This is a genomic window from Paenibacillus apiarius (genome assembly GCF_017052585.1).
Lineage (GTDB): Bacteria > Bacillota > Bacilli > Paenibacillales > Paenibacillaceae > Paenibacillus_B > Paenibacillus_B apiarius.
The window spans coordinates 5,673,532-5,698,931 of the sequence record NZ_JAFFHZ010000001.1 but is presented as its reverse complement, the minus strand read 5'-3'; the positions used below and the strand labels follow the sequence as shown (position 1 = coordinate 5,698,931).

13 protein-coding genes are annotated in these 25,400 nt (G+C 50.4%); 6 read left to right on the top strand and 7 right to left on the bottom strand.

Annotated elements, in window-relative coordinates; translation table 11 throughout:
- Positions 1 to 99 precede the first annotated feature (99 nt).
- From JSQ80_RS25230 to JSQ80_RS25215, 4 genes are all read right to left on the bottom strand, one after another.
- On the bottom strand, positions 100 to 9,195 hold the full coding sequence (locus tag JSQ80_RS25230; protein WP_206097210.1) for a non-ribosomal peptide synthetase: 9,096 nt from the start codon (positions 9,193 to 9,195) through the stop codon (positions 100 to 102).
- 29 nt (positions 9,196 to 9,224) lie between these two features.
- Entirely contained in the window at positions 9,225 to 12,227 is a 3,003-nt protein-coding gene (locus JSQ80_RS29595) for a salicylate synthase (RefSeq protein ID WP_206097208.1), read from the bottom strand.
- Between the two features lie 128 nt (positions 12,228 to 12,355).
- Positions 12,356 to 13,120 (bottom strand): thioesterase II family protein, encoded by a 765-nt coding sequence (locus JSQ80_RS25220; RefSeq protein WP_206097206.1) that lies wholly within the window; start codon positions 13,118 to 13,120, stop codon positions 12,356 to 12,358.
- A gap of 230 nt (positions 13,121 to 13,350) precedes the next feature.
- Complete coding sequence (locus JSQ80_RS25215) at positions 13,351 to 14,322, bottom strand: helix-turn-helix domain-containing protein (protein ID WP_206097205.1); 972 nt, start codon at positions 14,320 to 14,322, stop codon at positions 13,351 to 13,353.
- Between the two features lie 164 nt (positions 14,323 to 14,486).
- Here JSQ80_RS25215 and JSQ80_RS25210 point away from each other — a divergent pair, with 164 nt between their 5' ends.
- The 5 genes from JSQ80_RS25210 (at position 14,487) to JSQ80_RS25190 (ending at position 20,769) form a co-directional block, all read left to right on the top strand.
- Positions 14,487 to 15,107 (top strand): MptD family putative ECF transporter S component, encoded by a 621-nt coding sequence (locus JSQ80_RS25210; protein ID WP_206097204.1) that lies wholly within the window; start codon positions 14,487 to 14,489, stop codon positions 15,105 to 15,107.
- Positions 15,104 to 15,787, top strand: a complete 684-nt coding sequence (locus JSQ80_RS25205) for a CbiQ family ECF transporter T component (protein ID WP_206097202.1) — start codon at positions 15,104 to 15,106, stop codon at positions 15,785 to 15,787. Before JSQ80_RS25210 ends, JSQ80_RS25205 begins: the two co-directional genes overlap by 4 nt.
- Complete coding sequence (locus JSQ80_RS25200; protein WP_206097200.1) at positions 15,784 to 17,229, top strand: ABC transporter ATP-binding protein; 1,446 nt, start codon at positions 15,784 to 15,786, stop codon at positions 17,227 to 17,229. The genes JSQ80_RS25205 and JSQ80_RS25200 overlap by 4 nt, the downstream gene beginning before the upstream one ends.
- A gap of 97 nt (positions 17,230 to 17,326) precedes the next feature.
- Positions 17,327 to 19,033, top strand: coding sequence for an ABC transporter ATP-binding protein (locus JSQ80_RS25195; protein ID WP_418888910.1), 1,707 nt, complete (start codon positions 17,327 to 17,329; stop codon positions 19,031 to 19,033).
- Positions 19,030 to 20,769: an ABC transporter ATP-binding protein gene (locus JSQ80_RS25190; RefSeq protein ID WP_206097197.1), complete on the top strand. Its 1,740-nt coding sequence runs from the start codon at positions 19,030 to 19,032 to the stop codon at positions 20,767 to 20,769. The genes JSQ80_RS25195 and JSQ80_RS25190 overlap by 4 nt, the downstream gene beginning before the upstream one ends.
- 253 nt (positions 20,770 to 21,022) lie before the next feature.
- Here JSQ80_RS25190 and JSQ80_RS25185 read toward each other — a convergent pair whose 3' ends face one another.
- Positions 21,023 to 22,474, bottom strand: coding sequence for a SulP family inorganic anion transporter (locus JSQ80_RS25185; RefSeq protein ID WP_206097196.1), 1,452 nt, complete (start codon positions 22,472 to 22,474; stop codon positions 21,023 to 21,025).
- A gap of 189 nt (positions 22,475 to 22,663) precedes the next feature.
- Here JSQ80_RS25185 and JSQ80_RS25180 point away from each other — a divergent pair, with 189 nt between their 5' ends.
- The gene (locus JSQ80_RS25180) at positions 22,664 to 23,206 is read left to right on the top strand and encodes a recombinase family protein (RefSeq protein ID WP_206097195.1); all 543 of its coding nucleotides are present in this window, start codon (positions 22,664 to 22,666) and stop codon (positions 23,204 to 23,206) included.
- 680 nt (positions 23,207 to 23,886) lie between these two features.
- On the opposite strand, the gene JSQ80_RS25175 is transcribed toward JSQ80_RS25180, so the two are convergent.
- The gene (locus tag JSQ80_RS25175) at positions 23,887 to 24,267 is read right to left on the bottom strand and encodes a PEP-utilizing enzyme (protein ID WP_240463806.1); all 381 of its coding nucleotides are present in this window, start codon (positions 24,265 to 24,267) and stop codon (positions 23,887 to 23,889) included.
- A 222-nt stretch (positions 24,268 to 24,489) separates the two neighbouring features.
- On the bottom strand, positions 24,490 to 24,822 hold the full coding sequence (locus JSQ80_RS25170) for a hypothetical protein (RefSeq protein WP_206097193.1): 333 nt from the start codon (positions 24,820 to 24,822) through the stop codon (positions 24,490 to 24,492).
- Between the last annotated feature and the right edge of the window lie 578 nt (positions 24,823 to 25,400).

Below are 25,400 nucleotides of genomic sequence, written 5' to 3'. Positions count from 1 at the left end.
ATACCTTGTGCATTCTCCTTGAAGACGGCGAGGCTTCAAGACTCGCATTTTTTTGTCATTGCAAGGTGTCTGCACGCACAACTTGGCCGAACAAGATAGTCATATGGTTCCTTCATCATAATCCCCGGCCGCTGCTTCCATGGCCGAAGCGCCCGCCTCGATGAACCGGGCAAGCAGATGAATATTCGGAGCCTCGAACAGATGATGCAAAGTCACATCGATCCGGTATCGCTCTTTTAGAAGATTGATGCATTGAATGGCGCGTAACGAATCCCCTCCCAATGCAAAAAAGCTGTCGTAAATTCCTATCTGATTACAATTGAATATCTCTTCCCACACACTCGCTATTTTCATTTCCGTCTCCGTGGAAGGGGCGACGTGCGTTTTTTTAGGCACGATCTCTTTTTCCCTGCCAAGTTCCGCTAGCGCTTTTCGGTCTATTTTCCCGTTGGCGGACAGAGGCAGGTCATCCAGCAGCACGTACGCGGTCGGCACCATGTAATCAGGCAGCTTGCGCCGCATGGCGGCGGACAAATGTTCCGGCTGGAATTCCCTGACCGCTTCAGGCGCCTGCGCTACGATCAAGTGCCGGCCGAATTGCTCTGCGGCGTGTCCGCTTTCCGGGAACGCCATCGCGTTTGAGAATCCCTGTTTATCTAACACCTCGCGCCATTTTTCCGCTGCGATTAAAGGAAGATGGTCCGTGTTCCGCTCGTCCTCAAGATGGCTGAATCCATCCTCGAAAAACGCGACGGTCGCCAGCATGAAGCGGCTGTTGCGTGTTGCTTCAATCAAGAACAGAAATCCTCCGGGCGCCAGCATCTGCTTTAAATATTGCAGTGTCGTCCCCATATTTCGGGTGCGATGCAGCGTATTATCCGCCACAATCACATCGAATTGATGGAGCTCATATCCCTGCCGGAGCGGCGGTTTGTTCATATCGAACAAGCCGTATTCAAGTGGCGCCGCTTCCCCCCATTTCTCTTTTGCCCTGTCTATGAAGAACGAGGACTCATCGGCATACAGGTACCGGCCCCTATCTGCAGGCAAAAGAGACACAAGGGTATCCGTCAGGCTTCCCGCCCTCGTTCCGATTTCCAGCACCCGCACCTCTTGATCGTGCGGATAACCATTTATAATGGCGCTGAAGACCTCCCGCGCAAGGTTGATGTCATACTCCCGCGCAAGGTTGAACTGGCTCAAGCCTTCCGGTGTCATAGAGGAATCATTCGTCAGGAAAAGCTCAAGCGGATCGATCTCGCCTGTAAGCAGACCCGTAAATGATGAGCTTTCGCGCCGGAAAAAGGTGTCGAGCGCCGCTGCCTCTTTCGATAAGAGCGGAGATTCTTTTTGTCCGCTCTCCGGGATGTAATCAGGCAGTTCTTCATGTAAAGAACGGTGATTCCGATAAATCCCGGCTTCGTTTTTTTCCAACAGTCCCTCCTCCATCAGCATATTCAGCCAGTGGAGTACGAGCGTCCGGTAGCGGGGGCGGATCTGAAAGCGGCGCATCAGCTCATCGATGGAATATTGCTCTCCTGCACGTGAAAAAATGCCCATGTCATGCAAAGTGCGACGAATGTACGCCATACTTAAACGATCTGCATCCTCCATGAAAAGAGAGACCGCCTCCACATCGATGGAAGCCGGAATTTGCGAGCCTTGCAGTTGTCCGGCACGCTTGATTGCCTGCCGCCTTGATGCGCAGACGGCAGGATCTGCGCGCTTGGTGTCGAGCAGCTCCGATCCCTTGTCATGGTCAAGCACCACATAACCGACCAAGCGCTTATCCCCGGCCGATTGGCCAGATATGGCAACTATGGCTTCCTTAACCCCGTCATGCCGCTTCAGCGCAGTTTCGATCTCGCCCAGCTCCATGCGATGTCCCCTGATTTTCACCTGAGAGTCTTCCCGTCCCAGGAACTCTATGCTGCCATCCGGCAAATAACGTCCCAAGTCACCTGTGCAATAAAGACGTTCGCCTGTGCGGGGATGATGGATAAACCTCTCCCTGGTCTTGGCCTCATCATTCCAGTAGCCCTTGGCAAGACCAATCCCGCCGATATAAAGCTGACCCGGCACCCAGACCGGGCAATCCTCCATCCATTCGTTAAGCGCATAGTAGCGCTGGTTGGCCATCGGACGGCCGTAAGGAATGCTTTTCCAGCCCGGATCGGCTTCCTGAATCGGATAGAGGTTGGACCAGATCGAAGCCTCCGTAGCCCCTCCCAAACCGATCACCTGGACGCCATGAACATGAGCCTTAATCTTGTCCGGCAGATCCACAGGGATCCAATCGCCGCTTAACAAAACCAGGCGAAGGGATTGCGGCATCACGATCTCTCTGCTGGAGGCATGCTCCAACAGCATCTGCATGAAGGCCGGAACCGTATTCCACACCGTGATTTGCTCTTGCTCCATCAGTTCAAGCCAACGGGCGGGATCTCTCGCTTTGTCCGCTTCAGGCACGATCACCGTTCCTCCGGCCGCAAACATGCCGAACATGTCATACACCGAAAGATCGAAATTCAAGTTGGAGAGCGCCAATATCCGGTCTTCCGGCCCCACGGAAAAACGATTGTTCACATCCAGAATGGTGTTGACTGCGCCCCGATGGTCGATCATGACCCCCTTGGGCGAACCCGTCGACCCCGAGGTATAAATGACGTAGGCCAAATCCTCCGGCTGCTCTGCGGGCTCCAGCGGGTAGCTTGCCTTATCCCTTGACGTCATCCGATCTACAGCCAATCGCTCGATGCCCCCGGGCCAATTCAATCTCTCTTCCAGCCAGGACTGGGTGAGAACGATATTGATACGGCCATCCCGCAGAAGCTGCCAACGCCTCTCCTCGGGATGATCCGGATCTACCGGCAGATAAGCGGCTCCGGACTTCAGAATCCCGAGCACTGCCGCAACCTGCTCCCAGCCTTTCTCCATAACGACTGCGACCAGTGTATTGGGCTGCGCCCCCTTGGTCCGCAAGAGATGCCCCACCTCTGCGGCAAGGCAAGACAGCTCCTCATAGGTCAATGTGCGGCCGGAAGCAATGACTGCCGGCCGAGCCGGATGCAGGGAAGCCTGTTTATCAAATAAACGGGTGAGCGTATCCGAAGATACGGGCGCATCCGTATGGTTGGCCTCGATTCTTGCTTCAAGCCGGGGAACGGATACGAGGCTCGGCGCCGCTTCCCGCCACGCCGTGTCTTCCTCGGCCAGACGCTGCAGAAGATGACGGTAGGCTGCAAACATATCGGCAAGGAGACCTTCCGGGAATAGTCCTTCTACCGCATCCCAAATCAAGAGCAGCTCCCCATCTTGCTCGACCACCTGATGATCCAGCCATACTTGCGGCGTTTGCGTAATGTTGTAGACGAGTTTGCCCAGCCACTTTCCGCCGGAATCGTCTCCGCCCCACTGGTCGACGCCCAGAGCGCTCGTGAACACAACCGGCATCGCCACCCCGTGATGCTTCCCGCTTTGTTTCGCTAATTCGCGCTGGATTTGCACCCCGCCCACATAAGGGTGATCCAAATCCCGCCACAGCTGCTGCTGCAAATTCCGGCCCCGTTCCAAAAATGTCTTGCCTGACGTTTGATCCACGGCCAGCAAGGTCAACGACGTAAAATCACCTACAATATCATGAACTTGCGAGTGCAACGGCAGCCGATTGAATTGGGTCAGGTTGATCGTAAAGCGAGGACGCTTGCTCCATACGCCGAGAACTTCGGCATACGCCGTCAACAATATTCCGGAAGGAGTGAGTCCCGCTTCCGCCGACCGCCGCTTGAGTTGCTCCCAGGTATGGCGATCCAACTTGGCATCCAAACGGCTGAACCGCTGCTCGGAAAGCGAGTCTGGATGTTGAGCCAGAGGCAGATCGGGAGCCGGCGGCAAGTCGGGCAAACGGTCAAACCAATATTCCTCGTCATGTCGATAGGCATCCGATTGTTTGAGGAGTTCCAGCGCCAACACATAGTCCCGGAATGATAAATCAAGGGAGCGCAGTTGGGCATTTGGATCATGGTAGAGCCTGGACCATTCGCTTAGAAGGTGGAACATGCTCCACCCATCAAAGATCAAGTTGTCAAAGCTAATATGAAGGCGAACGCGATCTTCTCCATAACAAGATGCCCGCACATCAAACAATGGCCATTGGTCGGTAGAGAGAACCTGATGTGACATCTCTTCCCGAACCATTTTCAGTTCAACCTCGGACTCTTCCAGATCTTTGCCATGCAAATCCAATATGCTGATATGGTAGGCAGGAACCTGCTCCAAAATGGTCTGGCGTTGACCGCCGGGCATAATGACAGCCCTCATCATGTCGTGATGATCGATCAGACGCTGCCAAGCTCTATTAATCCGTTCAAGATCCAGATCAACGCCTTCAATCTCGAAATAACAATGGGTGGATACGTTGCCCAATGCATAAACGCCGCTGCGGCCAACCCAATACGCTTGTTGAATATCGGTCAGCGGAAAAGGAAGATGCCGCTGTCCGGGATCCGGAACGATCTGGGGCAATCCGGAATCAGATCCGGACGTTTCCGGGTTCTCTTCCATAAGCGCCTGAACGCGTTCAGCCAGTGCCGCGATGGTCGGACTTTCAAATATCATGCCGAGCGATAGCTCCACCTCAAGCGTACTGCGCACAATGGCGCTTAGCTTGGTCGCGATTAACGAGTCCCCTCCCAATTCGAAATAGTTGTCGCTAATCCCGACTTGCCCCATGTCAAAAATGCGGCCCCATATCGCCGCCAACGTTTGTTCGATCGGCGTCCGTGGAGCTGTATACACTTTTTCCGAATTGGCCTTGATCAGGTAATCAGGGGTTGGCAGCGCTTGCCGGTCCACCTTGCCGTTAGCCGTAAGCGGCAGCTCGTTTAAAGAAATAAAAGCAGATGGAACCATATATTCAGGCAACTTCCGGCTTAAAAAACGAGACAGCTTTTCCGGTTGAAAGCGTTTGATATGGCAAGGCGCTTGAGCTACTATGACATGCTGTCCGAATCTGCTGGCTGGATCGCCATGCTCCGGGAAGGCTGCGACTTCAGCGAATTGTTGCGTGTGCAGCAGCTTTTCCCATGTTTCCACAGAAAGAAGCGGCAGGCGTTCTGCAAGTCGTTCATCTTCAAAGCGAGTAAAGCCTTCTTCGAGGTATCCTGTGCTTATTTGCTGCAGACGGCTGTTGCTCGTCATCTCCAGCACTATCAGCAACCCTCCGGGAGCCAACAAGGATTGAATATGCCCCAGCGCGGTTCCGATATTCCGCGCGCGGTGCAAGGAATTGGACGCGATAATGACGTCATAACGATGCGCATCATATCCCTGAGCCTGTGGATGCTGTCCGACATCCAACAGCTGATATTGAACGAACGAAGCAGGTTTCAATTGCTGTTTCGCCGCATTGATGAAGAAGGCAGAATGATCCGTGCATGTGTAGATGGTCTCTTCAGGCGCTAGTAAAGCCAACACAGACTCGGTGAACTCCTTGTTTCTCGCTCCGATTTCCAACACCCGTATCGGTTCAGGCCTGGAAGGACCTTGAGCGATCGCTTCTACCATCTTTCTTGCAATGCCGTTTCTGTAGTCTGTTCCCGGCAGGCTTTGCATCAGATCATCCGGCGACAGAGACAGATCGTCCGCAAAGAAAAGCGCCAACGGGTCGATTTTGCCCGTTAACAGGCCGGCGCTGCAGTTGCCGATCTGCTGCAAATAGCGCAAAATGCCTTGCGCATGTCGTTCCAATGCCGAATATGCCCCGTTTTCAATTAAGGTTTCGGATGGCTCCGCCGGGAACATTTGGGTATTAACGTAGGCGTTCGTGCCGTCTTTTTCCAACCATCCTTCGCCTTCCAAAGTGCCAAGCCACTGTTTGACCAGTTCACGATAGCGGTGTTGAATTCCGCAACGCTGCATCAACGTCTCAAGCGTGTATCGCTCTCCCGGCTGAAGAAAAGCGCCCACTTGCGTCAGAGCACGGCAAATATAACGAGTGCTCAAGCGATCGACATGTTCCCTAAACGCTGTAAGCTCCTCTGATGTGATCTCTTGGGGAATAGCCTCCCAAGCCTGCTTGCGTCCCGCATCGACCACAGCGGTCCAAAGGTCGCGGATCTGTTCCGGATCAGCGCTCTCGATATCAAAACAAGACGACCCGCTGTCCTGATCGGCAACCACATAGCCGACAAGATGTTTATGTCCCCGCGGATCGCCCGCTGTCGCGACCACGGCATCTCGCACACCCGGATACTGCTTCAATGCCGTTTCAATCTCGCCCAGTTCAATGCGGTGGCCTCTTAACTTGACCTGATAATCTTTCCGCCCCAGAAACTCGATATTGCCATCCGGCCAATATCGTCCCAGATCGCCGGTTCGGTACCAGCGGGAACCGTTCCAACTGACAAACCGCTCCGCGGTAAGCTCAGGGTCTCCCCGATATCCTTGCGCGACACCGGCACCGCCAATCCACAGTTCTCCGGCTACCCAGTCGGGGCAATCCCTCCCCTTGCCGTCCACAACCCGATAAGTCTGGTTGGCCAATGGACGGCCATACGGAATGGACGCCCATTCTACAGGCAACGGTACAGTAACATCAAAAGCATTAGACCAGATCGAAGCCTCTGTCGCTCCCCCCATTGCAACCAGTCGAGCATGTTCAGCCGCTCGTTGCAGCCGCGCAGGCAGATCCAGTCCAATCCAGTCGCCGGACAGCATCGTGAGACGTAGCGGCAGCATGCTGCGCCGCTCACTTTCCGCAGCTATCAGCAGCATATCAAGGAGCACAGGCACTGAATTCCATATCGTGACCTGATATTGGTTGAGCAGCTTGAACCAATGCGCGGCATCACGCCGCGTGTCTTCCGTAATCAGCACAACCGATCCTCCCGCGCTCAGCAGCCCGAATATGTCATAGACGGAAAGATCGAAATCCAGGGATGAAACCGCTAATATCCGATCGGTTCGGCTGACTGTATAGCGGCGATTGATGTCTGAAATCGTATTCCATGCCGCGCAGTGGCTAATTTCAACTCCTTTCGGTTCTCCTGTGGAACCGGAAGTGAATATGATATAGGCCACACGATTCGGAGATATTTCTACGGGCTCCGCCAACGGAGTTGAGTTGGCTGCTCCGGCGATATTCAGCACGACGACGCCGGCGGGCCAGTCCAAGGTTCGAGCTTGTTCCTCATCGGTAAGCACGTAACGAATGTCTGCTTTGTGATGAATGCGCGCACGACGGGCGGATGGCTGTTCGATGCCGATCGGGACATAACAGGCCCCGATTGCCAAGATGCCAATCACTGCAGCGATTTGTTCGATTCCCCGTGGCAAAGTGACGGCCACAGGATCGCCCTCCTTAATCCCTTTTTTCTTGAGGAAGGACGCCACCCGCAATGCGTATTGGGATAGTTCTCCATATGAATAAGTTGTATTTGACCGACTGTCTATAAGTGCGGTTCCATATGGATTCCCGGCAGCAACATCAAAAAATGACGCGTGCAAACATTGGGCCGGTTGCGGAAGGGACACTTCCGCTTCCCAGTCCCGCCTATGACGATCGGAAGCAGTCACAATATCCGGCGAAGAGTGCCAGTCATTGTTATCCGCCACCAGCCAGTCCATCAGTTGGGTATAGGCAGTAAACATGCTATCAATCAAACCGGCGGGAAACATTTGATCAACGGCATCCCACGCCAATAACAGGCCGCCATCCATTTCATAGGTCTGAAAATCAAGCCATACCTGCGGAGTTTGCGAGATCATATAAGAGAGCTTGCCCAGAGTATGGCGGCATTCCTCATTAACGAGCGGAGTGCCTAAGTTGCAAGCGAACACGACAGGCGCGAAATCCCGTTCTCCCTGGCGGACACGCGCCAGATCCCGTTGAACTTGCACTCCGGAATAAGCCGCATGGGCCACATCCTGATGGAACTGCGCCTGAACGCTTCGCACCCGCTCCACAAACGATTGGCGGGAACTGCACTCCACGGCGAGCAAAAGCAAGTTGGTAAAATCGGCGACAACCTCTTCAATGCCGGCTTGCTCGGTGTGGCGATCGAATAAGGGTATATTAATGAGGAATTGCGAATGGGTGCTCCATCGGTCAAGGACTTCCGCATAAGCGGTTAACAGCACCATCGCGGGCGTGACTTGATAAGCTGCGGATCGTTGCTGCAACAGCGACCAATTTTCCCTTGTCACGAAATAATTTCTTCTATTATATATAGGTGACTTTATCGCCTCCGGCTTCTCCTTCAACGGTAATCCGGGAGCCGCAGGCAGGGTTGACAGACGCCCCTTCCAATATTGAGCGGCTTCTCGTTTGTCTGAAGCCCGGCGCTCAGCTTCTCGCTTCACATAGTCAGCAAACTTCCAGTTGATCGGCGCCGCGGGCCGGCAACCGCGAGCATAGGCTGCAGCCAAATCTCGCAAAATGATGTGCAGGCTTTGCACGTCGGCTACAAGCAAATCGATATCAAAATGTAGACGAGTACGGCCCCCTGGCAGCAAGCTAAGTTCAAGCCCGGCAACCTGCCCCTTCTCTACGGCCAAACGGCGATGCGATAATCGGGCGCGTATGCGCTCTAACTCCAGGGCGAGTTCGCCCTCCGGATAAGAACGCAAGTCATGCACGAACAGCGCTTTTGCAAATGGATCATCCATTACTTCCTGCTGTCCATCCGGCAAAAATTTTGCGCGCAGCATGGCATGATGCATCAGTAATTGTCCCCAGGCCGATTCCAGGCGCTCAGGTTCAACGTCCTTGCCATCGAGCTCCAAATAGGCATGACAACCCACGCCGCCGAGTGGCTGATCGTCACGTCGACCGACCCAGTAGGCATGCTGAACATCCGTAAGCGGAAAGGGGCCCTTCACGTCCTCTTGCCCTTCCATCCCTATTGCGTCCGTATACGCTGCTCGAATCGCTTTATTCTGTTTGTTCAATAGAGTCCACCATTCACGCAAGCGGGGCGCGGCGATCAGCTCGGAAAACGTAACGGCCGCTCCGCTCCGCCGCCACTTGTTGACCATCCTCATCATTTGCAAGGAATCCAAGCCTAGTTCGATCAAGTTCTGATCGTCATCAAAATCGATCGGCGCAGGCAGCATGCTCTTAATCTGCATCCGTACATCTTCATAGCTCAATGGAGATATATCGATTGACGGGCTGTTTTTTACCGGTTGTTTCATCACAATCACTCCTTTCCCTCTTATTGGCTCTATACTTGCTTTTGGTACTCTCTTTCACGGCTGGACGCAATCAGCTGTCTGGAAAAACTGCTTAGCTTTTCACACGTTTCCTCCAGTTCTCTGGACGGTAAGGACATCTCAACTACGCCTGCGCCAGCGTGCAGCCATGCGTTCTTATCTTGCTGATAAATCGATCGCAACACGAGAGCGGCGTCCATGGCGCCGTCGCTGTCAACAGTCATGACGCAGCCGCTGTAGAGATTTCTGGGGTGGGACTCGAATCTTCCTATGGCATCGATGGACTCTTTTTTGGGTATGCCCGAAGCCGTTACCGCAGGGAAAAGGGCATTGAAAGCATGCCAAGAGTTGCAGCCGGGTTTGAGCTTCCCTTTCAATCTCGAAGCAATATGCTGAACCGTCCCTCTATTTATAACGGACATAAAATCACTCATGGCAATCGTTTCGGCGTCGCACACACTTTTCAGCTCTTCAAACGCCAGTTTTACGGAAACGGCATGCTCTGCAATCTCTTTCGGATCATTCAACAGCTCATCTCTGAGCTTGTCCCCTTCTTCCTTGCTGCATCCGCTTGCGCGTGTTCCCGCAAGCGGAAATGTGCTGACCCAGCCCAGACTATCGACTTCCACAACCGTTTCCGGACTGAACCCGGCCGCATGCAAGCCATCGAGGCGAAGCAAAAATGATCTAGCCGGAGTGTTAACCCTTCTGCCCGCAATATAACTGGCCGCCATATCGAGATCCCGATGAAGCGGGATTTTTCTCGACAAAATCACTTTTTGATATTTTCGTGCTTGAATTTCTTTTACGGCTTCCGCCACGATGTTCATGTATGAGGCAGCGTCATGCGTCCTTATCTCCGGAACATCCAGTTTCGGCTTGCCCACTCTTTGGGCCAGGTTATCGCCCATACTATTGCAATGTCCCATCTCCGGCAAGTTCCTCAGAAGTTGGCTGAACTGTTCCAACCTGTCTTCTCTCAAGGCTCGCAACAAGATGGAGCCGTCAGTAAATCGCACTTCGACCTCAGGAATAAATAGTTTCAGCAGGCATGGATCTTCAGACAGCAGCGGCAGTTTGTGATTATAACGAGACAGCCCGAAATTGGCCGTTCCATAAGCACGCCAGTTCTGAAGCGGAACGGACGAGAAGGCTTTGTCAATGGTTTCGCTTAGTGTCTCATTTTCAAACTGCAGCCCTTTTTCAGCTGTTTTTAGCGTTGTATGTTTCGCATCAACGGATAATAAGGCATGAATCCCCATACCTAAAGACAATTCATCCCCATTTTCATAGAGAAGATAGTTTTCATACAGACCGGACTCTGCAAGATGGGCTGCCGCAATATGAGCATCTCCCCCAAAATCGATGGTTTCCTCAAGGTAAGTTGCCGGAGAATCTTCTTCTTCTGCTTTGCGGTCAGCTTCCGCCGCCAGCTTTCTTAGTTTGTTCTTGTCGACCTTGCCAATGGCGGTAAGCGGCCAGAAATCGATGAATTGGATTTGATCCGGCATTTTATAGCGAGCCACTCCCATGTCATACAAAAACAGATGAATATCCGCGAGACTGATTTCCCTATTGTCGGCTATCAAATAGGCACAGCTTCTCTCTCCAAGGGTATCATCGGGAATGGAAATCAATGCGGCGTCTTTAATATCCGGATGGGCGCATAGATAGGACTCTACTTCAGCCGACATGATTTTTTCCCCTGCCCGGTTGATTTGCTCTTTGATGCGCCCGCCGATTTGGATATTCCCATCCGGCGTTATTCTCGCCTTGTCCCCGGAACGATAATAACCATCGAGAGTAAAATGCTTGCGATTTTGTTCAGGAGCTCTGTAATAACCGTTAATCGTATAGGGACCTTTTACAAGAAGTTCTCCAAATTCTCCTTGAGCGACATCGTTTCCGTCTTCGTCAACGATTCTAATTTCGTCAGCCTCCGAAATGGGGCGCCCCTGACAACTGAGGATGACAGGATCAGGATCATCCAGGGAAGTGCAGCAAATCAGACCTTCCGCCATGCCGAAAACCTGCTGAAGCCTGCATTTCATTTCCGGATCGATGCGCTTCGCGAGATTTTCATCCAGCATGGAGCCGCCTACCTGAAGGACTTCAAGGCTTGAAATATCGCCTGAGGCATCCCACTCCAGCACCTCGAGCCATAGTTTTACGAGGGCAGGAACAAGAGCGGTTATGGTCACCCTCTCTTTCTCAATAAGCGGAAAAGCTTCATCGCAGCTTGTCGTTTGGCACATCACGACCTTGCCGCCGGCTGACAGTGTTCCAAGGATGCCAGGGCAGCAGAGCGGAAAGTTATGGGCAACCGGAAGAACGGCTAGATAGACGCTTTGCGGGTTCAGTTCGCAGCGCATTGCCGATGCTTTGGCATTGTATGCGTAATCGGCATGGGTTCTGGGAATCAGCTTGGGGGTGCCGGTTGTTCCGCCGGATAAGAGCAGCAGAGCGGTATCTTTATAAGAAGGCGATTCCAGATCTGCCGGGGGCATGCTGATATCGTCCAGACTGATGCCTCCTTCGCATTCGCCGTCTGTAATCATGAATTTGACGGAAGGATGTTTTTTAACGAGTTGTTTCGCCATCTTGGTATAGTCAAAGCCAAAGAATACACTAGGAACAATGTACGCAACCGGTTGGGCGAGATTAAAAATGCCGTCCAGTTCAGTCTCCCTGTGGGCGGGCAATGCAAGCACCGGCAGAGCTCCGATGCGGAACAGGGCAAAGCAAGCGAGGACGAACGAGATGCGGTTCGGAAGCTGCACCACCACATTGTCGCCTTTTTTGATCCCCATATGAAAAAAGCCGGAAGCAAGTTCATCGACCTTGCGGTCAAGTTCCTGATAGGTGAGTCTGATGTTATCTTCAACAAGCGCTACCCGGCTCTGATATTGTTCAGCCCATAATCGTAATTGCTCTCCAAGCGTTAATGGTTCCCAGCAGCCGAGTTGTTCGTATTTGCTTGCAGCATGTTCCAACCATTCCGTGTTTGTTTTCATTCTGTCCTCCTCCTAAGTAAATGCGGGTGGATGATGCGCGCACTTCATACGCACAAATAAATGATAATGATAATCATTATCATTGTCAACTATAGTCAAAAATCTCTTTTTTTATTAACCTCCTTTCTTTACGTCATTCGTTGCAAGTGTCGGAAAAGAATTCGCGAGACCGATCGCAAAAGAACATCTCTTCGCTCCTGCAGAAAAAAGTGATCGCCTTCGATCATTTCAAACGTAAAGTCACAGCTGGTGTGGCGCTTCCATGCTTCAATCTCTTCTCGCTGCGCTTCCCTATCCTCTGTACCCCCAAATGCCGAAATCGGGCAATCTAGCGGAGCCTCCTCTGAACAGATATAGGTTTCGTCAATGGTAAAGTCCGCACGCAGAAGCGGAATAAACAGTCCCATCAGTTCTTTACTCTGCAAAATGGCCTCGGGTGTGCCTGAGAAACGGCGCAGTTCCTGCACAAACTCATCATCCGGAAGATGATGAAGGGGCTTTGGTTCCGGTATGTGCGGTGCGCGGCTTCCCGAAACGATCAGGCAGTTCGGCTGTATCCCCCATTTTCTTCGAAGATGCCGGGCAAGTTCGAAAGCGATTCGCGCTCCCATGCTGTGGCCAAACAAGATAAACGGGCACTGCAAGTACGGAACCATCGCTTCGGAGATGGCACCCGCCAGCTCTCCCATATCACATAGAGGCGGTTCCGCTATCCGGTTTTCCCTGCCTGGAAGCTGTATGGGGTACACACCCGCATCATCGGGTAAAGACTTTGTCCAACCCCTGTAAATCGAGGCGCCTCCTCCTGCATAGGGCAAGCAGAAAAGGCGAATTTTGTCTTTCGGCTCCGGACAGGTCAGCAGCCACGGACGGGCTGTTTGTGCAGGTTTCATGTACACTCCCCCAATTCTTGTATAGCACACTACAGATGTCACATCTTTCATATCCATTTTTCTCCTTCATAACGATAATAATGATAATGATTATCAATATCATTGTCAAAGACTTTCTGGGGATTCTTTATAGACTCTCAAGTCAGATCCATGCCGAAAAAGCACCTTCCGCTCCACATAAATAGTGGTTCTGAAAGGTGCTTTCGTTTGTTTTTGGGATCCCCCGAATTTTATTTGGATACTGCCAGTTTCCGGTATTCATTCGGCAGCATTCCTATATTTTTGCGAAATAATTCAGAGAATCGACTGGAATTCGCATAACCCACACTTTGAGCAATCTGGTTGATATTCAGGTCCGTGTTTGTAAGCAAATGCTCTGCCTGACACATGCGTCTATTCTGAATATAATCCGTAATTGTGCATTTATGAAGCTCTTTAAATGTGCATTTGAGCTTTGTTGTCCCCATACAGGCAATCCGGGCCAACTGATCCAAACGAATGTCAAAAGCGAAATGATCGTCTATGTATGCGGCAACAGACGCCAAGCTGTCTAAATCTTGCGCGGATAACCTTTTCATTGGACAAGAAAATGTCTGCTGCGATGTTTTTTCAATGATTAGCGAGACGGCCTCCGCTACCTTCCCTTCGTAATAGAGCTTTGCCGATAGGCCGGTTCCGCGAAAATTTCTAATTTGCCTGAAAAGAAAGACCAGCTCCGGAAAATCCGTTGAACCGTCCACGCTGATAAAAGCAGAACGAGGATCCTCGTATTCTCCAGGATATCTGGCATTTAAATAATTCTCATAATACTCGGGCATAATCACAATTCCGGTGGAACAAATCGGAATATTTTTATGATATACCGCCTGATACAGATTGTCACAGCCGAGATGCCCTTTAATGCAGTTGCAAGACAATCGTTTGAACGGCTTAAGTTCTTCACCTGATACGGAATCATAATAATTAATGCTTACATATTGGGGCTGCTGATATTCAATATGCAAATCCTCATACAAGACAAAATTCTGAATCGAAATGGAAAACTGGTTGTCATGGCAATATACCCAGAAATGTCCTTGCCCCTTCTCAGGCAAAACGGAAAAACAGAATCCTTCGCGGCAGCATCGTTCATTGCAGTAATCCGGAAAAAATCCATTCTCCAACAAACAAGGAGAATACATGTCAGCCATCATATCATTCATTTTATTCACCACCTTATACCACGATCGGACGAAAATATGCCCGCAAAAGACGAATAACCGCAACCTGTGTTGACCACACGAGCCAGCGGCTATTAAGATGCTGTCTAGACATAAATATATTTGCTTGCTATGAAATCCGCAAGCTCATCAGGAGGAATTTTTCTATGCAAACACAGACGGCGGCAGTGCAAAACAGATGGAAAATGAGAGATTTCATTACACTTTCCATCTTTAATGTGGTGATGATTCTCATTTTTACGATAGGTTTTATGTTTACTTCGGTACTATTGACTCCCGCCGGATCCTATTTGGCCGGAGCAGGAATCATAGCTATAATCAATGGCCCTATATATATGGTGATGTCTAATAAAATTGACAAACGAGGGGTTCTATTCTTTACGTCCTTGATTACAGGCTTATACTTTACAGCTTTCGGTTACGCGTATTTCTTGGTTACGCTCGTTGCAGCGGGCGTCATCTGCGAGATTGCCATGTGGGGACAACATACATACAGACACCCGGTCCGCAACGCTATCGGCTATAGTATCTTCAATATTGGCTTTTCACTTTGCGGCGTCATGCCCATTGTCTTCTTCAAACAGCAGTATGAAGCAACTCTGAGCCGGAGCATGTCAGCGGAACAGGTTGCTCAAAATTTATATTATTACGGCACGCCTTCCATGGTGCTGCTTATGTGCGTAATTTCCCTTGTTGGCGCGCTTGCAGGATGCGCAATCGGGAATCAACTGCTTCATAAACATGTGAAAAAGGCAAAACTTGTATGATGCGTTTGGATTCCAGAACTCACTTAATCATCCTTATGTTTGCCAGTATTGCATCCATCCTATTAACTCAGCCTATTCAAACTGACCTATTGGCATCACTCTGTCTCCTTTATATGTTCTTGAACAGACTGCCTATAAAAGCGTTGCAATATGGCCTGATATACATTGTGCTCAGGCTGGTATACTACACGCTTGCAGTCCATGATTTAGGAACTTTCATCATTATTGTCTATTCATTTGTAAGAATGACTCCAATGGCCATGATAGGAACAACCTTGATTGCAAATTCCCCCAGCACATTAATGTGTGCCTATGCAAAGATGCATGTTCCAAAATCCATTCTCGTCATGCTCTGCATCCTGCTTCGTTTTTTCCCTGTGTTGGGGCTTGAAATCAAAGCCATCCGGGACGGCATACGCGCAAGGGGCATCTTCCCCCGCTGGTACAGCGCTCTGATACATCCGGCCATGGCCTATGAATGCTATTTCATGCCCCTCATCGTCCGGTGCCTCAAGCTGTCGGCGGAGCTTGCTTCGTCGGCGGAGCTGCGGGGACTGGAGTGCGGCTGTGCCAGAACCTCCATCCATCCTGTAAAGTTAACAGCCGCGGACGGCATGGCGGCGGGGCTGTATGCCCTAATGGGAGCGGCCATTTTTTGGGCAGGAGGTCTTGGTTTATGATTGAGCTGAACGGCGTTGCCTTCCGTTATGGAAATGAAGACGGGATAGCCGAAAGCGAAACTGCTGTGGAAAACATCAATTTACGTATAAAGGCCGGGGAATGCGTGATACTGTGCGGCCGTTCGGGTTGCGGCAAGAGTACCATTATGCGTCTGGTCAACGGGCTCGCGCCAAGCTTTTATGCCGGGAGCCTCATTGGGGAGATAAGCGTCGGGGGCATAAGTCCCTCCGCCCTGTCGCCGGAGGAACGAACTAGGCTGCTGGGCGTCGTGTTCCAGGATCCCCGAAGCCAGTTTTTTATGCAAAACGTCCGGGACGAGCTAGCGTTCTCAGCCGAAAATCTCGGGATCGCGCCGGATGAGATTATTGGCCGGATTGAAAAGCAGGCGAAGCGGCTCGGTATTTCCCATTTGCTCGACCGTTCGCTAAATCATCTGTCCAGCGGGCAGAAACAGCTTGTAGCCATTGCGGCTGCCTCCATTCTTTCACCGCCACTTCTGTTATTGGACGAACCAACCGCCAATCTGGATCATAAAGCTGCACAAACCTTGATTGAAATTCTGGACAGGCTTAAGCAAATCGGCACTACCCTGCTCATCAGCGAGCATCGGCTGCACCCTTTCTTGCCCGTTGCCGATTCCTTTGTCTGTTTGGAAAAGGGCGTGATCGCCCGCACGTGGACAAAGGATGAGTTTTCCCGGCTTGCATATGAAGATGTGCGTCCGTACGGATTGCGCCATCCGGATATGGCGAGGGCCGAAGCGGCGGGCAGATCAGAGGACATACCGCGGGCAGAGCCGGCGCTTGAGGGCCGACAGCTTGCCTATCACTACAGAAAGAACGGTGACGGGATTCATGATGTGGACGTTGCGCTCCCGAAAGGGAGCGTTACGGCGCTGACGGGTGAAAATGGAGCGGGCAAGACTACCCTGTGTAAAATTCTGTGCGGCCTCCTCCGCCAGCGTAAAGGAACGGTTTACAGCCGGGGAATCCCCCTGTCTGCAGGCCAGAGACGATCATCCAGCTATCTTGTCATGCAAGATGCGGATTACCAGCTCTATGCCGACAGCGTGGGAAATGAAATTGTGCTCGGCAAGCGTCTGGATGATGCGCTCCGCTTCAGAGCCTATGAAGCGATGGACGCGTTTGATCTGAGAGAGCTTCGGGACAGGCACCCCGCGTCCCTGTCAGGCGGAGAAAAGCAGCGGGTCACCATGGCTGCGGCTTACTGTTCGGATGCGGAACTGATCGTGCTGGACGAGCCGACCAGCGGATTGGACGGCGATGGCGTTCTTAACGTGGCCGCATGGACGAAACAGCTTGCGCAGGCGGGAAAAACCGTCGTCATCATCACGCACGACACGATCCTGACAGAGCTTGCCTGCGATCATGTTCTCGAATTGAAAAATGAACAAGAAAGAGTGAACACTATTGAAAAATGAAAAGGAAAAAGGCATTCCAAGACTTTTGGAGCTCGCGGGTGAAAAGAAGGCGCTTCTCGTATGGTCGGGGATTTTGTCTACCGTAAGTGTATTTTTGATGCTGGTTCCCTATCTCTCGGTATATGTCGTGATGGCCGAGCTATTAAAGCACTCGACGGACATTACATCCGTAGACGCTTCGTACGTATTGGGTTGGGCTGCTTGGGGCGTTGCAGGGGTGGTCTTCGGGTATTTTTTTATGTATGTCGGGGGGATGTGCTCGCACATTGCCGCATTTCGCATCCTGTATGGGATCAGGGTAAAGCTGTCGGATCATATAGGCAGGCTCCCTCTTGGCTACTTCAATAAAAATGCTACAGGGAAAATCAAAAAAATCGTGGAGCTGGACGTGGAAAGAATCGAGCTCTTTATCGCCCATCAATTGCCCGATCTGATCAATACGGCCGTCATGCTTGCGGCCATGATTGGTACGATGTTTTACCTGGATATATGGTTTGCCTTGGCCTGTGTCATCCCCATGCTGATCGGTTTTGCCTCCCAATACTCCATGATGGCCGGCAAAAAAGCGAAGGCGGGCCTGAAGGAGTATTTTGACGCGCTCGAAAATATCAATACGTCGTCCATCCAGTATGTGCGTGGGATGCCATCCATCAAAATTTTCGGGCAAACCGTTCATTCCTTCCGGAAATTTCATGACGACATGATTAAATACCGTGATTTCAGCTTAAAGTACACTGATAATTTCCAAAACGGCTACGTTACCTTTAAGACAATTATACTTTCCTTATCCACCTTCATTCTGCCGGCAGGTTTGTTTTTCCTGAGCGGTAAGCCGGACAATATGGCGTTTGCTCTAACGCTTCTGTTTTTCCTTGTTCTGGCGCCTGGCATCAGCGCGCCGATCTTCAAGCTCAACAGCTTCGCATCCGCTCTGGGCACCATTACGGAAGGAGTAGCGCGCATCGACGCAATGCTGGAGGAAAACACGTTACACGAGCCCAAAGCTTGCCAAAAGCCGTCCTCCTACGACGTTCAGTTTCATAATGTCTCCTTTTCTTATGGCGGCCAGGGGGGCGTTGACGTTTTAACAGAGATTAACTTTACTGCGCCTCAAGGGAGAATCACCGCCCTAGTGGGGCCGTCCGGGTCCGGAAAGTCAACCATTGCCCAGCTTATCCCCCGTTTTTGGGATGTGCAAAAGGGCTGCATCACCATCGGCGGTGTGGATATCCGGGATATGGGCATGCACGAGCTGATGGAGACCATGTCCTTTGTTTTTCAGGACACCTTCCTCTTTTCAGACACGCTCTATAACAACATCCAGGCAGGCAGACCAAAGGCGACAAAGGAAGAAGTCTATGCGGCGGCCAGGGCGGCCCAATGCCATGAGTTTATCGAACGCCTCCCGAGCGGCTACGATACGCTTATCGGCGAAGGCGGCGTATACCTGTCAGGCGGCGAGGAACAGCGGGTGTCCGTAGCAAGAGCGATATTGAAAAATGCGCCCATTCTTGTGTTGGACGAGGCCACAGCCTACGCTGATCCAGAAAACGAATATCAGATGCAGCTTGCGTTGCGGGAACTTATCAAGGGCAAAACAGTGCTGATCATCGCCCATCGCTTGACAACCATCTGTGAAGCCAATCAGATTCTTGTGTTGAAGGAAGGGCAAATCAACGATGCGGGCACTCACGCGGAGCTGCTTTCCCGTGGCGGGTTGTATAAGAGCATGTGGGACGCTTATACATCGTCCGTAGACTGGCAAATTGATCATCTGCAGAAAAAGGAGGCATTGGTGCAATGATGAAGCAACTGCGCGATATCACGGCGGGCAACCCCAAGAAAATGCTGAAGCCCATCCTTTGGGCGGTATTGGCCAACTTGGCCAATATGTTTCCGTTCGGCTTCTTGGCTATGGTGGTGGGCATGATTTACGTTTATTACTCTGAGGGGCGGGCAGCCCTGAATATGCAAGGCTTGTGGCTCGCATGGGGAGGCATGGTTGTATTCCTTGCCCTTGTCTATATATGTGAACTGATGTCTTACCGCTCCACTTACCGGGGAGCGTACGAGTCTTCTGCCGCAGGACGGACAAATCTGGCCGAGCATATACGCAAGCTTCCTTTAGGCTTTTTTATGAGAAAGGATCCCGGAGAACTGGGACATACCATGATGAATGATTTTACCCAGACCGAAAATGCGGCAACGAATATTTTACCGCAGCTTGTAAGCGGCATTGTTATTCCTATCTTGGGTTTTGCGGGTCTGCTGTGTATCGACTGGCGAATGGCTGTGGCCATGTTTGCAGGCTTCCCCATCTCCATGCTGATTCTATGGGGAGTCTCCAGTTTGGAACGCAAACTTGGCGCAAGCCACTCTAAAGCAAAAATCGCGCAAGCAAATTGTTTGCAGGAATACTTGTTTGGCATGAAAATCATCAAGGCCTACAATCTGCGCGGCGAAAATTTTAAAAGATTGGAGCAGGCATTTTATCGTTATATGAAGGAAAGCATCAAGCTGGAAGGCGCACTGGGTCCCTTTTTTTTGGTCGCAATGGCCTTTATCCAGACAGGAATGTCCTTGATTACCATTGTAGGTGTTTATCTCATTTTGGACGGTGAAATCACGGTCCCTTTATTTGCCGTATTTTTGCTGGTGGGCACCCATGTGTTTGATCCGCTATCGGTTGCCATCATGCGTCTGCCGGCGTTTAAATATGACGCCATGGCGGGCAGCCGCATCGTAAGCCTGCTGGAACAGCCCGTTATGGCAGGAGAGAACGAACCGCCGGACAACCATGACATCCGCTGTGAAGATGTCACCTTTGGTTACGACCATAACATCGTGGTCGACCATGTTACCGCGGAAATGAAGGAAGGGACGCTTACCGCGATCGTTGGCCCTTCGGGCAGCGGGAAAAGCACGCTGCTTCGTCTGATTGCCCGGTTCTATGACCCGCAACAAGGCAAGGTGCTGTTCGGCGGCAGCGACGAGCGCGAGATGGACCCGGAAAAGCTCATGAAAAAAATCTCCATGGTGTTTCAGGATGTGTACTTGTTCCAGGACACCATCCGCAACAATATCCGCTACGGCCGCGAGGATGCAACACAGGAGGAAATCGAAGCCGCCGCTGCAGAAGCTTGCTGCCACGAGTTCATCATGAAGCTGCCGCAAGGGTATGACACGATGGTTGGCGAAGGCGGATCCACCCTGTCGGGAGGGGAAAAACAGCGTATATCGATTGCACGCGCCATCCTCAAAAATGCTCCTGTCATTTTATTGGACGAAGCAACCTCTTCCCTTGACCCTGAAAACGAGGTGGAGATGCAGAAGGCGATCACTCGCCTGATCAAAGGCCGTACGGTAATCATGATCGCGCATCGGCTCAAGACCGTTGTCAAGGCGGACAACATCATCGTGCTGGACCAAGGCGCCGTCGTGGAGCAGGGCCGGCATGAGGAACTGATCGCCAACGGAGGTCTTTACGCCAAGCTTTGGGATTTACAGACCAAAACAAGCGGCTGGAAGATTTCCGCATAATCAGACGGTAGTAAGACCCATATTCATGCTTAACGCAATCGATTTTCAATATTTAATCCTATCGGAGAAATGACATTAGATGAAAAAGCGATGACTTCCTTGCTCAGTCATTAACACAGCGCTTTAGTTGGGCAAAAACCCTGACTTTCCTCTTCATGATGGAAAATCAGGGTTTTTCATACATTCAACCCTCTGCTGCCGACATGACCATATCGGCCTGCTTTTTATTCGCAAATTCAACTATGGTTGGGGCTTAATGAGCAGCAAGTTTGGCAGTCTGAGCTAAACGTTCTACTAAGCTCTTACTGGATGAGTTAAGTCCTTTAATAGTTACTTTATTGTTGTTCTCCTGATACTTGATCGCCACTTTATCAATGGCTCCAACACCAGAATCATCCCATATATGGGCATTCGAGAAATCAATGACAATCTCCTGCCCTTGACAGCTCAGATCAAAGGCATCGACAAAGCTGTTTGTGGACGCAAAGAACAGTTGTCCTTCCACTTGGAACAGTTGCTTGTCTCCAACCTGTTTCTGCCTGACCTTGATTTTGGAAATTTTCGCTACGAAGAAGATCGCACTTAACAGCACACCTGCAATAACACCCTTCGACAAGTCATGGGTCACCACTACAATGATGACAGTAGTCAGCATTACAAGCGCATCCGTCTTCGGCGCTTTTCTCAGATACGTGAAGGATGACCAGTCAAATGTTCCTATGGATACCATGATCATGATACCTGCCAGAACCGGCATCGGAATTTGAACGACCAGCTCACCAAGCACAATAATGAGAAACATGAGGAACATGCCTGCTACAAGCGTAGACAATCTGCCTCGCCCGCCTGATTTCACATTGATTACCGATTGCCCAATCATCGCGCAACCTGCCATGCCTCCGAAGAAGCCGTTTATTACGTTCGCAATTCCTTGGCCCCGGGCCTCCCTATTCTTGTTGCTGCTTGTGTCTGTCATCTCATCGACAATCGAGGAAGTTAGCAAAGATTCCAGAAGACCAACAACGGCAAGTGCCAAAGAGTATGGAAAAATAATGGCGAGTGTGTCAAAATCAAAAGGAACATCCGGTATCAAAAAAGAGGGCAGTGTCTGCGTGATGTTGCCTAAATCCCCTACTGTTCCAAGATCCAGCTTTCCCATAATCGCTGCTGCCGTTAAGACGATAATCGCAATTAACGGCGCCGGAATTGCCTTGAAGAATCTTGGCACCGTATAAACGATAAGCAAAGTAAGCCCCACAAATACATAAGTTAAAGTCGATATGCCGATAAAATGCGGAACTTGCGCCATAAAGATAAGAATGGCCAGCGCATTGACAAAACCTATCATGACTGCACGCGGAATAAATTTCATCAGCTGTGCCACTTTGCACACGCCAAAAACAATCTGAATAATCCCCGTTAAAATGGTTGCGGCCAATAAATAATTCAAGCCGTGCTCCTTCACCAACGGTGCCATCAAGAGCGCCATCGCTCCTGTTGCCGCTGAAATCATTCCCGGGCGTCCCCCCACGAAAGCGATAATGACTGCAATGCAAAATGACGCATACAGACCGACCATGGGATCGACGCCGGCAATAATGGAGAAGGCAATGGCTTCTGGAATGAGAGCCAATGCTACGACGATACCAGATAGAATATCGGCTCTTACATTCGACAACCATTCTGTCTGTATTCTCTTTACCACTTACCCACACCTCATCCTATTTTTATAGAGTTGAAAATGAAAAATGTATAGGTTCTTTTCACTCCTTTTGCAGGAATTAGTGTAGCACCATTCGCCCCAAAATGGAACCTTTATAGGAATATTTTTTTCGTAGAAGGACGTTTTATGCTATGATAGAATTAAATCTTTGGTTGATTAGGAGCGAAAATAGTGTTAATTGGATACATGAGACCTTATGTCGAAGATGAACACTGCGTCCGGCAGATGAAACAATTGCACAACTTGAAATGCGAGATCATCGTTCAAGAGGAACACGCCTATGCCAAACGAAGAACGAAGCTGAAGAGCATGATGGCGAGCTTGAATTCCGGAGATAAAGTTGTCGTTGCAAGACTATTTACTTTCGCCGACTCTACGAGACACCTAATGGAACTGCTAGAGGCATTGGAAGCGAAGAACGCTTATCTGTACACCATTCATGAAAAGATAGACACCGCTACGACTATGGGGGCCCGGTTCAAAGAAACGGTCAAGCAGCTTCTAGAATTCCAGAGTGACGCGATCAGTCAGAAAACAAAGAATGGTCTCTACGAGGCCAAGCAGAAGGGCCATTCGGCGGGACGGCCCCGAAAGCCGGACGAGAACGTACAGCGTGCGATTCTTATGTATCAAAGCAAATCGTATACGTTAGCCGAAATTAAGGAAGCGACCGGGATAAGCAAATCAACGTTATACCGATATCTGGAACAGTAGATCTTGTGATGAACGGTTCCATATCCTTTTGTTATACCAAGCGATACAACTGGACACAACTCCCATAATTTTGTAAGCCGCAAGCCGTTTGTTTTAAAAAAGGTCGGTTCAGCACCGACCTTTTTCTTAATTTATTCATTTAAATACGTCATTACCCTGTTCTGAATCAGCTTGCTCATTTCCTCCGCCGATTTCTGTCCGATCATGATTCTCCTGAAACTTCTTCAGCAGCTTGGTTCGCTCATCCAACAAATTCGGATCAGACTCGTCAGGGAGCTGAAGCTTTCCATCCTGAACATATCGTTCACCTTACCCTCTTCTGGTTGAACAAGCGCTGAGTAGTTGTTCCGACAGCAATTGCTCTGGATATAGGATATAGGCTGATCATTCCGCAATAATCCGCTCCAGCTTTCTCCTTGACCTCTACGTAACCTGCTGTCATCTTGCTCTTAGTTAAAAATTACGTAATTACTTTTATGAACTGCTGAACGGTCATGTTGATATAACGTTTTCTTTCAACTGGATCGGTTTGAAACCTGTCATACAACAAAAAATACATGACTAAACTCGTCTGGACATTGCGTATGGCTAAAAAAAGATAGTCGTCGTCCTTTGTTATCTTTTGTTTCAATAGATGATGCAAAGGCTGTAAGCCCTCTTCAATCGTCATGACAAGTCGGTCACGCACTTTTTGATTTCGTGTGCTTCTCCGAAAAACATGACAATAAGTTCTTTTTTCTCATGCAGCATATAACCCGCTCTCCATCAGCGAGGACTTTGGTGGCGTTTCCGCATGCCTTGACAGCGGGGATACCGTATTCTCTTGCTACAATGGCCGAGTGGGACAATACGCCGCCCGTATCTGTGACAACGGCTGCGGCAACGGAGAAGAGCGGTGTCCAGGCGGGATTCGTATTCGTACATACCAGAATATCGCCTGGCTTCAGTTTGTGGAACTCTTGAGGCCCGCGTATAACCTTTACGACACCCTCGGCTTCACCTTGACTTAATGCCTCTGCTTGCTTGCCGTCAATAAGGTCCTCCAATTCATTTACCGACAAGTAATACAGATCCCGTGCATGGCGTATTTTCCCTTCTGTCACAAGCCTTGCAGCAAGCCGTTCGGCGCAATCCCGAAGAAGGGCCACGATCTAATACGTTGTCAGGCTCATCTTTCCATGCCGGATAGCTCGGCTGCGGTTCCATTCCTGATGCGCATCGACATCCATGTTCGTCCATGAAGCGTTGCAGCTCCGCTTTGAACGCTAGGCAGGGATTGTCATTCATAAACGCAAATACGGTTGATCCACCTTCAACCATTCTTGCAGCGGATCATAATTCATCCATCCTTTAAGCCTCAGCCAGGCCGCAGGCAATCTTGCTAAAGTTCGCAAGTTGGCTGGGACCGGCGGGTTGAATAGAATTAACCCGTTAGGATGCGGGTAGGTAATATCTATAGGTATCTCCACACCTAATTCTTTGGCTGCCCGCCTCACTCCGGCAATGGCCGGAATAAGGCTGTGATCGAAATCGAAAGGGCGCAGCGGCTCGGGAAAATGGTCGATGAGTACATGCAGAAACCTCTTGCGAGCAAACTGCGGAAGACGAGCCATCAACTATAGCGAGGTAGCTTATTTTACAGACCAAAGAAGAAGTAGTGGGGACCAAATCAGGATAATAGTATTAATTTTGCGCAGATGATTATTAGTCAATTATACCTATTAATTTTTTGTGTTTCTGGACGATTATATAAATGACTTGACTTTTGCAGCTTAAATTACTGAATAAGCCCTTTGATATAACGAGAAAAAGTGGCGATCCATTCACGTTCTTGACTCATAAGGGCGCAGGAATTTACGCCAAGCAAATCGAGAGTGAAATACATGAATAATTATTCGGGGAGGTTTTAAAATGGTTCATAATTTAGGATGAAGTACAGCGCAAGCTGGCGCCACAAGCCAAGGCCTATCCCAAAGTCTAAATCCAGATAAGAGTAGAAAACGACTGGAAGCTTTATTAGATTACTCACCCGTTCTGCGTGAGGGATGGGAGCACTTACAACATGGTATGACTGCTCTCCAACCTTTACTGTTGCAAACCTGAGGTTGAGCGTGGTTAGAGCAAGGAGAACCGATGGAGCACGATGCGTAGCTGGAAAGATGAAATTGTAAACTATCGGCACTGCCGATGGACG

Excerpts from the sequence above, each read along its gene's own strand:
- JSQ80_RS25230 (WP_206097210.1), bottom strand. The coding sequence starts at position 9,195 with ATGAAACAACCGGTAAAAAACAGCCCGTCAATCGATATATCTCCATTG.
- JSQ80_RS29595 (WP_206097208.1), bottom strand. The coding sequence starts at position 12,227 with ATGAAAACAAACACGGAATGGTTGGAACATGCTGCAAGCAAATACGAA.
- JSQ80_RS25220 (WP_206097206.1), bottom strand. The coding sequence starts at position 13,120 with ATGAAACCTGCACAAACAGCCCGTCCGTGGCTGCTGACCTGTCCGGAG.
- JSQ80_RS25215 (WP_206097205.1), bottom strand. The coding sequence starts at position 14,322 with ATGAATGATATGATGGCTGACATGTATTCTCCTTGTTTGTTGGAGAAT.
- JSQ80_RS25210 (WP_206097204.1), top strand. The coding sequence starts at position 14,487 with ATGCAAACACAGACGGCGGCAGTGCAAAACAGATGGAAAATGAGAGAT.
- JSQ80_RS25205 (WP_206097202.1), top strand. The coding sequence starts at position 15,104 with ATGATGCGTTTGGATTCCAGAACTCACTTAATCATCCTTATGTTTGCC.
- JSQ80_RS25200 (WP_206097200.1), top strand. The coding sequence starts at position 15,784 with ATGATTGAGCTGAACGGCGTTGCCTTCCGTTATGGAAATGAAGACGGG.
- JSQ80_RS25195 (WP_418888910.1), top strand. The coding sequence starts at position 17,327 with ATGCTGGTTCCCTATCTCTCGGTATATGTCGTGATGGCCGAGCTATTA.
- JSQ80_RS25190 (WP_206097197.1), top strand. The coding sequence starts at position 19,030 with ATGATGAAGCAACTGCGCGATATCACGGCGGGCAACCCCAAGAAAATG.